This window comes from Enterobacter cloacae subsp. cloacae ATCC 13047 (assembly GCF_000025565.1).
Classification (GTDB): domain Bacteria; phylum Pseudomonadota; class Gammaproteobacteria; order Enterobacterales; family Enterobacteriaceae; genus Enterobacter; species Enterobacter cloacae.
Genome location: NC_014121.1, coordinates 4,341,965 through 4,357,860, shown reverse-complemented (window position 1 = coordinate 4,357,860; position 15,896 = coordinate 4,341,965). Strand labels below are relative to the sequence as shown.

The 15,896-nt window shown below is 55.3% G+C and carries 16 protein-coding genes and 1 other RNA gene; 13 read left to right on the top strand and 4 right to left on the bottom strand.

Translation table 11 applies throughout. The annotated features are described in order from the left end of the window. Nucleotides 1-13: 13 nt before the first annotated feature. The 5 genes from pgk (at nucleotide 14) to ECL_RS21150 (ending at nucleotide 5,002) form a co-directional block, all read left to right on the top strand. Entirely contained in the window at nucleotides 14-1,177 is a 1,164-nt protein-coding gene (gene pgk, locus ECL_RS21170; protein WP_013098635.1) for a phosphoglycerate kinase, read from the top strand. Nucleotides 1,178-1,268: 91 nt separating this feature from the next. After that, nucleotides 1,269-2,348 (top strand): class II fructose-bisphosphate aldolase, encoded by a 1,080-nt coding sequence (gene fbaA, locus ECL_RS21165; RefSeq protein WP_013098634.1) that lies wholly within the window; start codon nucleotides 1,269-1,271, stop codon nucleotides 2,346-2,348. Between the two features lie 185 nt (nucleotides 2,349-2,533). Beyond that, entirely contained in the window at nucleotides 2,534-3,388 is an 855-nt protein-coding gene (locus ECL_RS21160; RefSeq protein WP_013098633.1) for a small-conductance mechanosensitive channel MscS, read from the top strand. A 145-nt stretch (nucleotides 3,389-3,533) separates the two neighbouring features. Continuing rightward, entirely contained in the window at nucleotides 3,534-4,169 is a 636-nt protein-coding gene (gene argO / locus ECL_RS21155; RefSeq protein ID WP_013098632.1) for an arginine exporter ArgO, read from the top strand. 92 nt (nucleotides 4,170-4,261) lie between these two features. Next, nucleotides 4,262-5,002, top strand: coding sequence for an oxidative stress defense protein (locus ECL_RS21150; RefSeq protein ID WP_013098631.1), 741 nt, complete (start codon nucleotides 4,262-4,264; stop codon nucleotides 5,000-5,002). 48 nt (nucleotides 5,003-5,050) lie between these two features. Here ECL_RS21150 and argP read toward each other — a convergent pair whose 3' ends face one another. Then, the gene (argP, locus tag ECL_RS21145) at nucleotides 5,051-5,944 is read right to left on the bottom strand and encodes a DNA-binding transcriptional regulator ArgP (RefSeq protein ID WP_008499727.1); all 894 of its coding nucleotides are present in this window, start codon (nucleotides 5,942-5,944) and stop codon (nucleotides 5,051-5,053) included. A 127-nt stretch (nucleotides 5,945-6,071) separates the two neighbouring features. Here argP and rpiA point away from each other — a divergent pair, with 127 nt between their 5' ends. Together rpiA and serA are read left to right on the top strand one after the other, a co-directional pair. Beyond that, nucleotides 6,072-6,731, top strand: coding sequence for a ribose-5-phosphate isomerase RpiA (rpiA, locus tag ECL_RS21140; RefSeq protein WP_013098630.1), 660 nt, complete (start codon nucleotides 6,072-6,074; stop codon nucleotides 6,729-6,731). A gap of 268 nt (nucleotides 6,732-6,999) precedes the next feature. Next, nucleotides 7,000-8,232, top strand: coding sequence for a phosphoglycerate dehydrogenase (gene serA / locus ECL_RS21135; protein WP_013098629.1), 1,233 nt, complete (start codon nucleotides 7,000-7,002; stop codon nucleotides 8,230-8,232). 96 nt (nucleotides 8,233-8,328) lie between these two features. Here the strand turns inward: serA and ECL_RS21130 are convergent, their stop codons facing one another. The 3 genes from ECL_RS21130 to zapA all read right to left on the bottom strand — a co-directional run bounded on the left by ECL_RS21130 (nucleotide 8,329) and on the right by zapA (nucleotide 9,503). Next, nucleotides 8,329-8,925 (bottom strand): 5-formyltetrahydrofolate cyclo-ligase, encoded by a 597-nt coding sequence (locus ECL_RS21130; RefSeq protein WP_013098628.1) that lies wholly within the window; start codon nucleotides 8,923-8,925, stop codon nucleotides 8,329-8,331. A 23-nt stretch (nucleotides 8,926-8,948) separates the two neighbouring features. Beyond that, nucleotides 8,949-9,132: non-coding RNA, 6S RNA (ssrS, locus tag ECL_RS21125), on the bottom strand. A 41-nt stretch (nucleotides 9,133-9,173) separates the two neighbouring features. Continuing rightward, nucleotides 9,174-9,503: a cell division protein ZapA gene (zapA, locus tag ECL_RS21120; RefSeq protein WP_006811891.1), complete on the bottom strand. Its 330-nt coding sequence runs from the start codon at nucleotides 9,501-9,503 to the stop codon at nucleotides 9,174-9,176. Between the two features lie 168 nt (nucleotides 9,504-9,671). Here zapA and ECL_RS21115 point away from each other — a divergent pair, with 168 nt between their 5' ends. From ECL_RS21115 to gcvH, 6 genes are all read left to right on the top strand, one after another. Further along, on the top strand, nucleotides 9,672-10,250 hold the full coding sequence (locus tag ECL_RS21115; protein WP_013098627.1) for a YecA/YgfB family protein: 579 nt from the start codon (nucleotides 9,672-9,674) through the stop codon (nucleotides 10,248-10,250). Between the two features lie 31 nt (nucleotides 10,251-10,281). Next, complete coding sequence (gene pepP, locus ECL_RS21110; protein ID WP_109455543.1) at nucleotides 10,282-11,595, top strand: Xaa-Pro aminopeptidase; 1,314 nt, start codon at nucleotides 10,282-10,284, stop codon at nucleotides 11,593-11,595. Next, nucleotides 11,592-12,770 carry a 2-octaprenyl-6-methoxyphenyl hydroxylase gene (gene ubiH / locus ECL_RS21105; protein ID WP_013098625.1) on the top strand — a complete coding sequence of 393 codons (1,179 nt, stop codon included), beginning with the start codon at nucleotides 11,592-11,594 and terminating at the stop codon, nucleotides 12,768-12,770. Before pepP ends, ubiH begins: the two co-directional genes overlap by 4 nt. A gap of 12 nt (nucleotides 12,771-12,782) precedes the next feature. Then, nucleotides 12,783-13,985: an FAD-dependent 2-octaprenylphenol hydroxylase gene (gene ubiI, locus ECL_RS21100; protein ID WP_013098624.1), complete on the top strand. Its 1,203-nt coding sequence runs from the start codon at nucleotides 12,783-12,785 to the stop codon at nucleotides 13,983-13,985. A 397-nt stretch (nucleotides 13,986-14,382) separates the two neighbouring features. After that, nucleotides 14,383-15,477, top strand: a complete 1,095-nt coding sequence (gcvT, locus tag ECL_RS21095) for a glycine cleavage system aminomethyltransferase GcvT (RefSeq protein ID WP_028028158.1) — start codon at nucleotides 14,383-14,385, stop codon at nucleotides 15,475-15,477. 23 nt (nucleotides 15,478-15,500) lie between these two features. Continuing rightward, nucleotides 15,501-15,890 (top strand): glycine cleavage system protein GcvH, encoded by a 390-nt coding sequence (gene gcvH / locus ECL_RS21090; protein WP_013098622.1) that lies wholly within the window; start codon nucleotides 15,501-15,503, stop codon nucleotides 15,888-15,890. Nucleotides 15,891-15,896: the final 6 nt, after the last annotated feature.

Below are 15,896 nucleotides of genomic sequence, written 5' to 3'. Positions count from 1 at the left end.
GAGAGGATTCACCATGTCTGTAATTAAGATGACCGATCTGGATCTGGCTGGTAAACGCGTTTTCATCCGTGCGGATCTGAACGTGCCAGTTAAAGATGGCAAAGTGACCAGTGACGCGCGTATCCGTGCATCTCTGCCAACCATCGAACTGGCTCTGAAGCAGGGTGCGAAAGTGATGGTGACCTCCCACCTGGGTCGTCCAACTGAAGGCGAGTACAACGAAGAGTTCTCTCTGCTGCCGGTTGTTAATTACCTGAAAGACAAACTGTCCAGCCCGGTTCGCCTGGTGAAAGATTACCTGGATGGCGTGGAAGTGGCTGCCGGTGAGCTGGTGGTGCTGGAAAACGTTCGCTTCAACAAAGGCGAGAAGAAAGACGACGAAGCACTCTCCAAAAAATACGCGGCGCTGTGCGACGTATTCGTAATGGATGCATTCGGTACTGCGCACCGTGCGCAGGCGTCTACCCACGGTATCGGTAAATTCGCAGACGTTGCGTGCGCTGGTCCTCTGCTGGCCGCGGAACTGGATGCGCTGGGTAAAGCACTGAAAGAACCTGCTCGTCCAATGGTTGCCATCGTGGGTGGTTCTAAAGTTTCTACCAAACTGACCGTTCTGGATTCCCTGTCTAAAATCGCTGACCAGCTGATCGTTGGCGGTGGTATCGCGAACACCTTCGTTGCCGCTCAGGGCCACAACGTTGGTAAATCCCTGTATGAAGCAGACCTGGTTGACGAAGCCAAACGCCTGCTGGGCACCTGTGATATCCCGGTTCCGACCGATGTTCGCGTTGCCACTGAGTTCTCCGAAACGGCGACTGCTACCCTGAAATCTGTAAACGACATCAAAGATGAAGAGCAGATTCTGGACCTGGGTGACGTTTCTGCACAGAAACTGGCTGAAATCCTGAAAAACGCAAAAACTATCCTGTGGAACGGTCCTGTTGGCGTGTTCGAATTCCCGAACTTCCGTAAAGGGACTGAAATTGTTGCTAACGCTATCGCAGACAGCGAAGCGTTCTCTATCGCAGGCGGTGGTGACACCCTGGCAGCAATCGACTTGTTCGGTATCGCTGACAAAATCTCCTACATCTCCACTGGTGGCGGCGCATTCCTCGAATTCGTGGAAGGCAAAGTTCTGCCAGCAGTAGCAATGCTCGAAGAGCGCGCTAAGAAGTAAGCCATTCAAGGGCAGGGAAACCTGCCCAATTTTCAGCGCGCTTTAAGAGCTCGCACCTTTTCTAACGGCCGAAGATACAGGACTAAGCAACATGTCTAAAATTTTTGATTTCGTAAAACCTGGCGTGATCACTGGTGATGACGTTCAGAAAGTGTTCCAGGTAGCTAAAGAAAACAACTTTGCTCTGCCAGCAGTTAACTGCGTGGGTACTGACTCCATCAACGCCGTACTGGAAACCGCTGCAAAAGTTAAAGCACCGGTTATCGTACAGTTCTCTAACGGCGGCGCTGCGTTCATCGCAGGTAAAGGCGTGAAAACTGACATTCCTCAGGGTGCTGCAATCCTGGGCGCTATCTCTGGTGCGCACCACGTACACCAGATGGCTGAACACTACGGTGTTCCAGTTATCCTGCACACTGACCACTGCGCGAAGAAACTGCTGCCGTGGATCGACGGTCTGCTGGACGCGGGTGAAAAACACTTCGCGGCTACCGGTAAGCCACTGTTCTCTTCTCACATGATCGACCTGTCTGAAGAGTCTCTGGAAGAGAACATCGAGATCTGCTCCAAATACCTGGCGCGCATGTCCAAAATGGGCATGACCCTGGAAATCGAACTGGGTTGCACCGGCGGTGAAGAAGACGGCGTGGACAACAGCCACATGGACGCTTCTGCTCTGTACACTCAGCCAGAAGACGTTGATTACGCTTACACCGAGCTGAGCAAAATTAGCCCACGCTTCACCATTGCAGCGTCTTTCGGTAACGTACACGGCGTTTACAAACCAGGTAACGTGGTTCTGACCCCAACCATCCTGCGTGACTCTCAGGAATACGTGTCCAAGAAACACAACCTGCCGCACAACAGCCTGAACTTCGTCTTCCACGGCGGTTCCGGTTCTTCTGCTCAGGAAATCAAAGACTCCGTAAGCTACGGCGTAGTGAAAATGAACATCGATACCGACACCCAGTGGGCAACCTGGGACGGTATCCTGCAGTACTACAAAGCGAACGAAGCTTACCTGCAGGGCCAGCTGGGCAACCCGAAAGGCGAAGACCAGCCGAACAAGAAATACTACGATCCACGCGTATGGCTGCGCGCAGCGCAGACGTCCATGGTGACCCGTCTGGAGCAGGCATTCAAAGAGCTGAACGCGATCGACGTTCTGTAATTTGAGCTGCTGACAGCATCAGGAGGCCCGCAAACGCGGGCCTTTTTTTATGCTTTTTCAATACCCTGTCAGATCGGTTTTTGTGATCTGTTTGGCAAAACTTGCGCTTTTTGTTTACCCTTTACGGACCTGCCTGTCTCCATGGGGGATGGATTTGTGTTTTGGTTTAACAAAAGGAAGAATAAATGGAACAACTCGATGTTGTAGACAGCATCAATAACGCCGGTAACTGGCTGGTGCGCAACCAGGCGCTGCTGCTGAGTTACGCCGTGAATATCGTCGCGGCGATTGCCATCATCATCGTCGGGATGATCGTGGCGCGTATTGTATCGAATGCGGTCAACCGGGTGATGGTAGCGCGACATATCGACGCTACGGTGGCTGACTTTCTCTCTGCGCTGGTGCGCTATGGTATCATCGCGTTTACGCTGATTGCTGCACTGGGGCGCGTGGGGGTACAAACGGCATCGGTGATCGCCGTGCTTGGTGCCGCGGGTCTGGCTATTGGTCTGGCGTTACAGGGCTCGCTCTCAAACCTGGCGGCAGGCGTTCTGCTGGTCACCTTCCGTCCGTTCCGTTCCGGTGAGTATGTTGATCTGGGCGGCATTGCCGGTACCGTACTGCAGGTACAAATTTTCTCAACCACTCTGCGTACCGTTGACGGGCGTATCGTTGTGGTCCCGAACGGGAAAATCATCGCGGGCAACATTATTAACTTTTCTCGCGAGCCGGTGCGCCGTAACGAGTTAATTATCAGCGTGGCGTATGATTCCGATATTGATCAGGTGAAATCGCTGATTGCTAACATCATCGCCTCCGACGATCGTATTCTGAAAGACAAAGAGCAGACCGTGCGCCTGCACGAACTGGGTGCTTCCTCTATTAACTTCGTGGTGCGTATCTGGAGCAAAAGCAGCGATCTGCAAAACGTGTACTGGGACGTGCTGGAGCGCATTAAGCGCGAGTTTGACGCCAACGGCATCAGCTTCCCGTATCCGCAGATGGACGTAAACGTCAAAAAAGTAAAAGAAGCCGAATAACGTCTCCCGTAGGCCCGGTAAGCGCTAGCGCCACCGGGCTTTTATTTTATTAGCTATGCTAATACCCAATTAATATTATCAATTTCCTCTAATGTTCTTCTCGCAGTATAGTCTGCTCCAAAGACAATTCTGCGAGATAAATGTCATGTTATCGTATTATTTTCAGGGGCTTGCGTTAGGCGCAGCCATGATCCTTCCCCTCGGTCCGCAAAATGCGTTTGTCATGAACCAGGGGATTCGCCGCCAGTATCATCTGATGATTGCTCTGCTGTGCGCGGTAAGCGATTTACTGCTGATTTGTGCCGGGATTTTTGGCGGGAGTGCGCTGCTGATGCAGTCACCCTGGCTGCTGGCGCTGGTGACCTGGGGCGGGGTCGCCTTCCTGCTGTGGTACGGATTCGGTGCGTTAAAAACGGCAATGAGCAGTAACCTGGAGCTGGCGAGCGCCGAAGTGATGAAGCAGGGGCGCTGGAAGATCATCGTCACCATGCTGGCGGTAACGTGGCTTAACCCGCACGTCTATCTCGACACGTTTGTGGTGCTCGGGAGCCTGGGTGGGCAACTGGACGTTGAGCCGAAGCGCTGGTTTGCCCTGGGCACGGTGAGTGCCTCCTTCCTCTGGTTCTTTGGCCTCGCCATTCTGGCGGCGTGGCTGGCACCCCGTTTGCGTACCGCCAAAGCCCAGCGGATCATCAACACGCTGGTGGGCGTGGTGATGTGGGTCATTGCCTTTCAGCTGGCGAAAGAGGGTATTCATCATGTTCAGGGATTGTTCAACTAAGCGTTGTCTTATGGACAACTGAGCAGGACCCGCTAAGCTTGCTGGCATGCGCCTTGTTGTTAGGGCACTCTTCGCAACATGGAGGAATGACAGTGAAGTTTAACGTGATGGCCCTGGCGGCATTAGTAAGTTTGGGTGCGGTGTCTGTTCAGGCGAATGAATTGCCAAATGGTCCGCACATCGTCACTTCCGGCACCGCCAGCGTGGATGCGGTACCGGATGTTGCGACGCTGGCAATTGAAGTCAACGTGGCCGCGAAGGATGCCGCTTCCGCCAAGAAGCAGGCTGACGATCGTGTTGCGCAATATCTCTCTTTCCTGGAGCAGAACGGTGTTGCCAAAAAAGACATCAGCTCTGCGAACCTGCGTACTCAGCCTGATTACGACTACCAGAACGGCAAAAGTATCCTGAAAGGCTATCGCGCGGTGCGTAGCGTTGAAGTGACCGTCCGCCAGCTGGATAAGCTGAACTCCCTTCTGGATGGCGCGTTGAAGGCGGGTCTGAACGAAATTCGTTCCGTCTCACTGGGCGTTGCGCAACCGGAGAAATACAAAGACGAAGCGCGTAAAGCGGCAATTGATGATGCGATGCATCAGGCGCAGCAGCTGGCCGCTGGCTTTAAGAGTAAGCTCGGCCCGGTGTATAGCGTGCGTTACCACGTCTCTAACTATCAGCCAAGCCCGATGGTACGGATGATGAAAGCCGATGCGGCGCCGGTATCTGCTCAGGAAAGCTATGAGCAGCCGACCATTCAGTTCGACGATCAGGTTGATGTGGTGTTCCAGCTGGAGCCGACGCAAACTCAGCAAACTGAGACGGCTAAGGCGCAGTAATTTGCCCTCACCCTAACCCTCTCCCACAGGGAGAGGGTATTCAAGCGATTAATCCTGTCTCAACACCTTGTGCCCGTATGCCAGCAGCGCGTCGGTGACGTTGCGCATCATGCGGCTTTCCGGCGCAAAACGGTGCCAGTAAAGCATCCGGCGCTGATACAGCCCCGGCGTCAAATCAATCAGCTCACCGCTTTTCAACTCCTTTTCAATCTGCAGGTGCGGGATCATGCAGCAGGTGGTTCCCTGACGCGCAAGCTGCACGAAGGCCTCAGACGAGTTTACGATGTGGCACGGCACGCTGCCCGGCGGCAGGTCGAAGTTTTGTTGCAGGAAAGCCTGATGCATATCGTCCAGATGGTCGAACGCCACGGCAGGTGCCTTAAGCAGCGCGGCGCGGGTGACGCCATTGGGGAAGTAGCGCTCCGCAAAGGCTTTTGAACCGACAAACAGGTAATCCAGCGCGCCCAGTTGATCGACCAGGCAGCTTGGCAGTGCCTGAGGCTGAATACTGACCGCCCCGACCACTTCACCGCGACGCAGGCGTTCCTGGGTGCGGGTTTCATCTTCAACCTGCAGATTAAGACGGATAGGGGAATCGGCCAGGACCGGGGCGAGGGCGGGCAGCAGCCAGGTTGCCAGACTGTCGGCGTTCACCGCCAGCGACAGCAGCAACGGCGTAGAACCCGTTTGTTCATCACCCAGCCATTCGTCTTCCAGCAGTTCAACCTGACGGAGCAGGGCAAGGAGCTTTTGTCCTTGCTCTGTTGGACGCGGTGGCACGGTACGCACCAGCAGTGGCTGCCCGAACATGTTTTCAAGCTGTTTGATACGCTGCGATACGGCGGACTGAGTAATACACAGCTTTTGCGCTGCGCGCTCAAAACCGCGTTCACGAATAACTGCATCAAGTGCCTGTAGTGTTCTGTAGTCCGGACGTTTCATTGCTCTGGCTTACTCCTTAATTTTGCTTAATCTGCACTATGACACAATTTTCCCTTTGTGGCAGACGAATTCCACCTCACGTGTTCTATAATGCGCCCTAAGTTTTCATACCACAGGCAAAACGATCATGACGCAGGATGAACTGAAAAAAGCAGTAGGATGGGCCGCGCTCCAGTACGTGCAACCGGGTACTATCGTCGGTGTGGGTACGGGGTCGACGGCGGCACACTTTATCGATGCGCTGGGCACGATGAAGGGGCAGATCGAGGGCGCGGTTTCGAGCTCCGATGCTTCCACGGAAAAGCTGAAAAGCCTCGGCATTACCGTTTTCGATCTGAACGAAGTGGACCGTCTGGGGATCTACGTTGATGGCGCGGATGAAATCAACGGGCATATGCAGATGATCAAAGGCGGCGGCGCAGCGCTGACGCGTGAAAAGATCATCGCCTCCGTGGCCGATAAATTCATCTGTATCGCGGATGCATCCAAGCAGGTTGATATTCTGGGTAAATTCCCGTTGCCGGTTGAAGTGATCCCAATGGCGCGCAGCGCCGTGGCACGTGAGCTGGTAAAACTGGGCGGACGTCCTGAATACCGTCAGGGTGTGGTCACCGATAACGGCAACGTGATCCTCGACGTTCATGGCCTGGAAATTCTCGACGCGATCGCGCTCGAAAACGCCATCAACGGCATTCCGGGCGTGGTAACAGTAGGGTTATTCGCCAACCGTGGCGCGGATGTTGCGCTGATCGGCACGGCTGATGGCGTGAAAACCATCGTAAAATGATCTGACGGGGGGAGTCCTCCCCCCGCTAAAAAAATTTTGAAAAGCTAAATTCGGTGACTTGTGTCACGTTTTTTGCCCCTCTCTTGCTGAACCTTCCGCATTCACAAATATTTACAGCATTTTACTCTGCTATTTTGCGCTGTATGACTTTTCTTCAGAGTGCCGACGCAAACGTTCATATTGCTGCAATAGTTTTTTTTGATATGTTGGCTAAGCGGATTTCAATCCAGCACAACATCAGTTCAGACAAAAAAACAGGGTCGGGTAAATGGCAAAGGTATCACTGGAGAAAGACAAGATTAAATTCCTGCTAGTAGAAGGCGTGCATCAAAAAGCACTTGATAGCCTTCGCGCGGCAGGTTACACCAACATCGAATTTCACAAAGGCGCGCTGGATACTGAAGAGCTGAAAGCGTCCATCCGTGATGCCCACTTCATCGGCCTGCGATCCCGTACTCACCTGACTGAAGATGTTATTGCTGCGGCGGAAAAGCTGGTCGCTATCGGCTGTTTCTGCATCGGTACCAACCAGGTTGACCTGAATGCTGCCGCAAAACGCGGTATCCCGGTCTTCAACGCCCCGTTCTCCAACACCCGTTCCGTGGCGGAGCTGGTGATTGGCGAACTGCTGCTGCTGCTGCGCGGTATTCCGGAAGCCAACGCCAAAGCCCACCGCGGCGTGTGGAACAAACTGGCCGCGGGCTCTTATGAAGCGCGCGGTAAAAAACTGGGTATCATCGGTTACGGCCACATTGGTACCCAACTGGGTATCCTGGCTGAATCCCTGGGCATGCATGTTTACTTCTACGACATTGAAAGCAAACTGCCGCTGGGGAACGCCACTCAGGTTCAACATCTTTCTGACCTGCTGAACATGAGCGACGTGGTAAGCCTGCATGTGCCGGAAAACGCCTCAACCAAAAATATGATGGGCGCGGAAGAGCTGGCGCTGATGAAGCCAGGTTCCCTGCTGATCAACGCCGCACGCGGTACGGTTGTCGACATTCCCGCGCTGTGCGATGCCCTGAAGCGTAAGCATCTGGCGGGGGCGGCTATCGACGTCTTCCCGACGGAGCCTGCAACCAACAGCGATCCATTTAACTCTCCGCTGTGCGAGTTCGACAACGTGATCCTGACGCCACACATCGGTGGCTCTACTCAGGAAGCGCAGGAGAACATCGGCCTGGAAGTGGCGGGTAAACTGAGCAAATACTCCGATAACGGTTCAACGCTCTCTGCCGTTAACTTCCCGGAAGTGTCGCTGCCGCTGCACGGTGGCCGTCGTCTGCTGCACATTCACGAAAACCGTCCGGGTGTGCTGACCGCCATCAACCAGATCTTTGCTGAGCAGAGTGTCAACATTGCCGCGCAGTATCTGCAAACCAACTCGCAGATGGGCTATGTGGTTATTGATATCGAAGCAGATGAAGATGTGGCCGAGAAAGCGCTGCAGAGCATGAAGGCCATTCCGGGGACGATTCGCGCGCGTCTGCTGTACTAATTGTGCTGTTTGTGGTGTCGGGTGGCGGCTGCGCCTTACCCGACCTACGTTGAGGTTTTGTAGGCCGGGTAAGCGTAAGCGCCACCCGGCTTTATTCTACCAGGTCCAGGTTTTACTGGGTGTTACCACCGCCGGCAACGGCACATCCCACTTCTCGACCGGCAAGGCGTCTACCGCCTGACAATCATGCGCATAACCCACCGGTTGCAACCCGTACTGCTGCCAGTTTTGCAACGTTCTGTCATAGAACCCCCCGCCCATTCCTAAACGCTGGCCCTGTTCATCAAACGCCACCAGCGGCGTAATCAGCACGTCCAGCTGTGACAGCGGCAGCACGTCGCGCACATCCAGCTTCGGCTCGGTGATTTTCAGACGATTCACAACCAGTTCGCTGTGCGGGTGGTAGTGCAGAAACAGCAGGTTCCCTGCGCTAAAGGGATGCAGCACCGGCAGATAAACCCGCTTTCCGGCTCGCCAGAGTTGTTCGATGAGTGGCTGCGTATCCAGCTCACCATCAAAAGAGAGAAACAGCGCGACGGTATGCGCCATTACTACAGGCGGATACGCCATCATGCGTGCCGCGGCCTGCTGGGCAAAATGCGCTTGCTGTTCAGGGGTTAACGCCCGGCGACGTTGTCGAATGAGTTGACGAATATCCTGGCGTGAGGCAGAAACTTCAGGGAATTGAGTCATGGTAGTGGTAGAAGAAGAGTGAGGGAATCTCCGAGATGCCGCCGCAGGCTGTAACCCTTGAACCCTTGGTTCAAGGTGAATGTGTCGTCATAGTTTTAAGGCTTCTCGGACGAACCGAGCATGCTCACCAACCATGGAGCGCCACATTCTTGTGGTATGAAATATCGGCTCAGGGGACTGGCCCGCTTGCGAACATCTCAGAGAAATTTTGTCTTCACAGTTACTCTACCATAGTCAACTGAGAAGTGTTATTCAAACTTTGGTCCCGGTCTTTCGGGATTGCGACCTTGATCAAGCAACGCCTGTTCTATGGTCTGCTGGAGCATTTTAATGCGCTGCTCCATGCTTGCCGCGTAGTCGCGGGTCTTCGCTTTTTCCTGAGTCAGTTCATAGCTGATGTTCAACGCGGCGATAAAAACCAGCTGCTCAGTATTTGTGACTCTAGTGCGTTCTTTGAGATCTTGCAACCGCTGATTCAAATCGTCCGCAGCCTGATTCAAAGCATCCCTTTGTTCAGGAGGACAATTCACTCGCAGTGAACGGCCAAAAATCTGGAGATCGACGGGTTGTGCAGACATGCCACCTTCCTGCTGATTGACTGCGCTGCCTTCGCTTACTGCCCCGGGGGCTGCGAAGGGGCGACACTATAGCTACCCTGATGTGAAGATACAAGCCCTTTTCTGGTATCACCAGGGTCCAAAGTGGTAGCATATCATGAATATTCCTCCCTTTGATGACGAAAGCTCATGTCTATACAGAACGAAATGCCTGGTTACAACGATTTAAACCAGTTACTGAACCAGCAGGGTGTGGGTTTAACCCCTGCCGAAATGCACGGTCTGATCAGTGGCATGCTATGCGGCGGAAACAGCGACAGCTCATGGCAGCCGCTGATCCACGACCTGACGAACGAAGGGCTGGCGTTTGGTCATGAACTGGCGGAAGCGCTACGAAAAATGCACTCGGCAATCAGCGATTCGCTGGAGGACGATGGCTTCCTTTTTCAGCTTTATCTGCCTGAAGGCGACGATGTCAGCGTGTTCGATCGTGCCGATGCGCTGGCCGGTTGGGTAAACCACTATCTGTTGGGGCTGGGTGTAACGCAGCCTAAGCTTGATAAAGTGACCGGCGAAGCGGGTGAAGCGATCGACGATCTGCGTAACATCGCGCAGCTGGGTTACGACGAAGAAGAAGATCAGGAAGAGCTGGAGATGTCTCTCGAAGAGATTATCGAGTACGTTCGCGTGGCGGCACTGCTGTGCCACGATAACTTCACCCGCTCGCAGCCAACCGCACCGGAAGTTCGTAAGCCAACCTTACATTAAGAAAAATAACGCACAGGAGGGTGTCATGGTTATCTCGCATCAAGAGTATTCCCATCGTCGTCAGGCGCTGCTGGCAAAAATGCAGCCCGGAAGCGCTGCGCTGATTTTTGCCGCGCCCGAAGTGACGCGCAGTGCCGACAGTGAATACCCCTATCGCCAGAACAGCGATTTCTGGTACTTCACCGGGTTCAATGAACCGGAGGCGGTACTGGTGCTGATCAAGAGCAATGACACCCACAACCACAGCGTGATTTTCAACCGCGTACGGGATCTCACCGCGGAGATCTGGTTTGGTCGCCGCCTGGGGCAAGAGGCCGCGCCCGCGAAACTGGGTGTGGACCGTGCGCTGGCGTTCAGCGAAATCAACCAGCAGCTCTATCAGTTGCTGAACGGGCTGGATGTGCTTTACCACGCGCAGGGTGAGTATGCGTATGCCGATGAGATAGTCTTCACCGCGCTGGATAAGCTGCGTAAAGGCTCCCGGCAGAATCTCTCCGCCCCGGCCACGCTGACGGACTGGCGCCCGGTGGTCCACGAGATGCGCCTGTTTAAATCGCAGGAAGAGCTGGACGTTATGCGTCGTGCAGGCGAAATCAGCGCGCTGGCTCACACAAGGGCGATGGAAAAGTGCCATCCCGGCCTGTTTGAATATCAGCTGGAAGGCGAGATTCACCACGAGTTCAACCGCCACGGCGCGCGTTATCCCTCTTACAACACCATTGTCGGCGGCGGTGAAAACGGCTGCATTCTGCACTACACCGAAAATGAAAGTGAACTGCGTGACGGCGATCTGGTGCTGATTGATGCAGGCTGCGAATATCAGGGCTATGCGGGCGACATTACCCGTACCTTCCCGGTGAACGGTAAGTTCACCCCCGCGCAGCGCGAAATTTATGACATCGTTCTTGAATCTCTTGAAACCGCGCTGAAGCTCTATCGCCCCGGCACCTCCATCCAGGAAGTAACCGGCGAAGTGGTGCGCATCATGATTACTGGCCTCGTAAGGCTCGGGATTCTGAACGGTGATGTGGATACCCTGATTGCTGAAAATGCGCATCGCCCCTACTTTATGCACGGCCTGAGCCACTGGCTGGGGCTGGATGTGCATGATGTGGGCGCGTATGGTTCAGAACGTTCTCGCGTGCTGGAGCCGGGTATGGTACTGACCGTTGAACCGGGGCTCTACATTGCGCCGGATGCCGACGTGCCGGAAGCGTACCGTGGAATTGGTATTCGCATCGAAGATGACATTGTCATCACCGAAACCGGTAACGAAAACCTGACCGCGGGCGTGGTGAAAAACGCCGATGACATTGAGGCGCTGATGGCAGCGGCACGCCCATGAGCGTGATTATCGTTGGTGGGGGGATGACGGGAGCTACGCTGGCGCTGGCCATCTCGCATTTGACGAAAGGGCAACTTCCGGTCCATCTGGTGGAGGCCGTGGCGCCAGAGGCGTCCGACCATCCCGGTTTTGATGCCCGCGCCATTGCCCTGGCTCAGGGGACCTGCCAGCAGCTCGCTCGAATTGGCATCTGGCAGGCGATTGCGGATTGTGCGACGGCAATTAACACCGTTCACGTCAGCGATCGTGGCCATGCCGGGTTTGTGACGCTGGATGCGCAGGATTACCGCATTGATGCCTTAGGCCGGGTGGTTGAACTTCACGACGTCGGGCTGCGTCTGTTCCGTTTATTGCAGGATGCCCCGGGTGTAACGCTCCATTGCCCGGCACGCGTCGCCAGCTTCAGCCGCAGCGAAGCGGCGGTCAGCGTGACGCTGGAAAACGGCACGGTTCTGGATGGCCAGCTTCTGGTCGCCGCCGATGGTTCACGTTCTGCGCTTGGCACCCAGTGCGGCGTGGAATGGCGCGCCCAGTCTTACGGACAGGTCGCCGTTATTGCTAACGTTTCTACGGCGGGAGAACACAACGGCAGGGCGTTTGAACGTTTCACTCAGCACGGCCCGCTGGCCATGCTGCCGATGTCAAACGGACGCTGCTCGCTGGTGTGGTGCCATCCTCAGGATAAAGCGGCTGACGTTGAGGCCTGGTCCGACGACCGTTTCTGTACCGAACTGCAAAAAGCCTTTGGCTGGCGGCTGGGGCGTATTACCCATGCGGGAAAACGCGCTGTTTACCCGCTGTCGCTGACCACGGCATCTCAGTCCATCTCCCATCGCGTGGCGCTGGTCGGCAATGCCGCGCAGACGTTGCACCCAATCGCCGGGCAAGGCTTCAACCTTGGGCTACGCGACGTAATGAGCCTGGCAGAGACTCTGTCTCAGGCGTGGCATGAGCAAAAAGATTGCGGCGCGTATCCGGTGCTCAGCCATTATCAGAAGCGACGCCGGGCCGATAAAGAAGCGACTATCGGCGTCACCGATGGCCTGGTACATCTGTTTGCCAATCGCTGGGCACCGCTGGTTGCAGGCCGCAACCTTGGGCTGATGGCGATGGAATTATTCATTCCGGCACGTGACGTGCTGGCGCAGCGGACCCTTGGTTGGGTCGCGCGTTAAGGAGTTATCATCGTGCAAAATGTTGATGTCGCCATTGTGGGCGGCGGAATGGTAGGGCTGGCGCTGGCCTGTGGTTTACAGGGCAGCGGTCTGCGCGTGGCCGTGCTGGAGCAAAATCTGCCTCAGCCCGTTGCGCACGATGCGCCGCCGGAACTGCGCGTCTCGGCAATTAATGCCGCCAGCGAAAAACTACTGACGCGCCTTGGCGTCTGGTCAGATATCGTGGCGCAGCGTGCCAGTTGCTATCACGGAATGGAAGTGTGGGACAAAGACAGCTTTGGCCATATCGCGTTTGATGATGAAAGCATGGGCTATAGCCATCTGGGTCATATCATCGAAAATGCCGTCATTCACCATGCGTTATGGCAAAAAGCGCAATCCTGCAGCGATATCAACCTGATGGCGCCCGCGCAAATCCAGCAGGTGGCATGGGGCGAAAACGAAGCGTTTCTCACCCTGCAGAGCGGCGACATGCTCACCGCGCGGCTGGTGGTGGGCGCGGATGGCGCAAACTCGTGGCTGCGTAACAAGGCGGATATTCCCCTGACCTTCTGGGATTATCGTCATCATGCGCTGGTAGCAACCATCCGTACTGAAGAGCCGCACGGCGGCGTTGCGCGCCAGATTTTCCATAACGACGGTATTCTGGCATTTCTGCCGCTGAGCGATCCGCACCTGTGCTCGATCGTCTGGTCTCTGGTGCCGGAAAAAGCACAGCTGATGCGCGAGGCGACGCCAGAGGCGTTTAATCAGGCGCTATGCATGGCGTTTGATAACCGTCTTGGTCTGTGCACCCTTGAGAGCGAACGCCTGGTATTCCCGTTGACCGGCCGCTACGCGCGCCAGTTTGCGGCGCACCGTCTCGCGCTGGTGGGTGACGCGGCGCATACCATTCATCCGCTGGCCGGACAGGGAGTTAACCTTGGCTTTATGGATGCGGCAGAGCTGGTGAATGAGCTGCGCCGTCTGCACCGCGAAGGTAAAGACATCGGCCAGCATCTCTACCTGCGTCGCTACGAACGCAGCCGCAAGCACAGCGCGGCGGTGATGCTGGCAGGCATGCAGGGCTTCCGCGAGCTGTTTGCCGGGGCAAATCCGGCGAAAAAACTGCTGCGCGACATCGGCCTGAAACTGGCCGACACCCTTCCGGGCGTAAAACCTCAACTCCTTCGTCAGGCGATGGGTCTTAACGATCTTCCCGACTGGTTACGTTAATCTCGATCCCCGTCACACTTTATTTACCCGGCCTCTGCGCCGGGTAAATATCCTCGTTTGAAATAATCTAATTTCACGCCATTTTTCGCATTAGATAATCTAATCTGGCTATTTTTACGTTACGGAAATTTGGCCCGTTTTTCCGCATGAAATATCACCATGTGCTAAATATTGTTAGATCGTTGTTAATTTTATGCGGGTTGAATCGCATTTTACCAGTGAATAACTCTGTAGGCTTTTCAGCGTTTTTTGGTCATAAGCTAATGTGATGACCTGTTTTACCTTATGGTTAACCGTCGGTTTCGGTGGTAAGTTCAGGTAAAAGAGAACGTTTGCGTCGGTGCCGAATGACGGGGCCGATACCGGGATTCACGGTGAATTTTTCAACGAGGAAAAGATGGCTCAACAGACTCCTTTGTACGAACAACACGTGTTATGCGGTGCACGTATGGTGGACTTTCATGGCTGGATGATGCCGCTGCATTACGGCTCCCAGATTGATGAACACCACGCAGTGCGTACCGATGCCGGTATGTTCGACGTCTCCCACATGACAATTGTCGACCTGCGCGGTAGCCGCACCCGGGAGTTTTTGCGTTATCTGCTGGCAAACGACGTCGCAAAACTGAAGACGCCAGGTAAAGCGCTCTATACCGGCATGCTAAATGCCTCTGGCGGCGTGATTGACGACCTTATCGTCTACTACTTCACTGAAGATTTCTTCCGCCTCGTTGTAAACTCCGCCACCCGCGAAAAAGACCTCTCCTGGATTACCCAACACGCTGAACCGTATGCCATCGACATCACCGTCCGTGATGATCTGTCGCTGATCGCCGTACAGGGGCCGAACGCGCAGGCGAAAGCCGCCACGCTGTTCAACAACGAGCAGCGTGAAGCCACCGCTGGCATGAAGCCGTTCTTCGGCGTGCAGGCGGGCGATCTGTTTATCGCCACCACCGGCTATACCGGTGAAGCGGGCTATGAAATTGCCATGCCGAATGAAAAAGCCGCCGACTTCTGGCGTGCGCTGGTGGAAGCGGGCGTCAAGCCAGCAGGACTGGGCGCGCGCGATACGCTGCGTCTGGAAGCGGGCATGAACCTTTACGGTCAGGAGATGGACGAAAGCGTCTCTCCACTGGCCGCTAACATGGGCTGGACCATCGCGTGGGAACCGGCTGACCGCGAATTTATTGGCCGTGAAGCGCTGGAGATGCAGCGCGAAAAGGGCACTGAACAGCTGGTTGGCCTGGTGATGAAGGAAAAAGGCGTGCTGCGCGGCGAACTGCCGGTACGTTTTACCGATGCAGACGGCAATCCGCGTGAAGGCGTGATCACCAGCGGTACCTTCTCCCCGACGCTGGGCTACAGTATTGCACTGGCACGCGTGCCGGCCGGCATTGGCGAAACGGCGGTGGTACAGATCCGCAACCGCGAAATGCCGGTCCACGTGACCAAACCGATTTTTGTTCGCGCCGGTAAGCCGGTCGCCTAATCATTTTTATCAGGAGAACTTCAATGAGCAATGTGCCAGCAGAACTGAAATACAGCAAAGAACACGAGTGGCTGCGCAAAGAGGCGGACGGCTCTTATACCGTTGGGATCACCGAGCACGCGCAAGAGCTGCTGGGCGACATGGTGTTTGTTGACCTGCCGGAAGTGGGCGCGACCGTTAGCGCGGGCGATGACTGCGCTGTCGCGGAATCTGTTAAGGCGGCATCCGATATCTATGCACCGGTGAGCGGCGAAATCATTGCCGTCAACGACGCGCTGAGCGACTCCCCGGAACTGGTCAACAGCGAACCGTATGAAGGCGGCTGGATCTTCAAGATCAAAGCCAGCGACGAATCACAGGTTGCTGCGCTGCTGGATGCCACCGCATACGAAGCCCTGTTAGAAGACGAGTAAGCCATT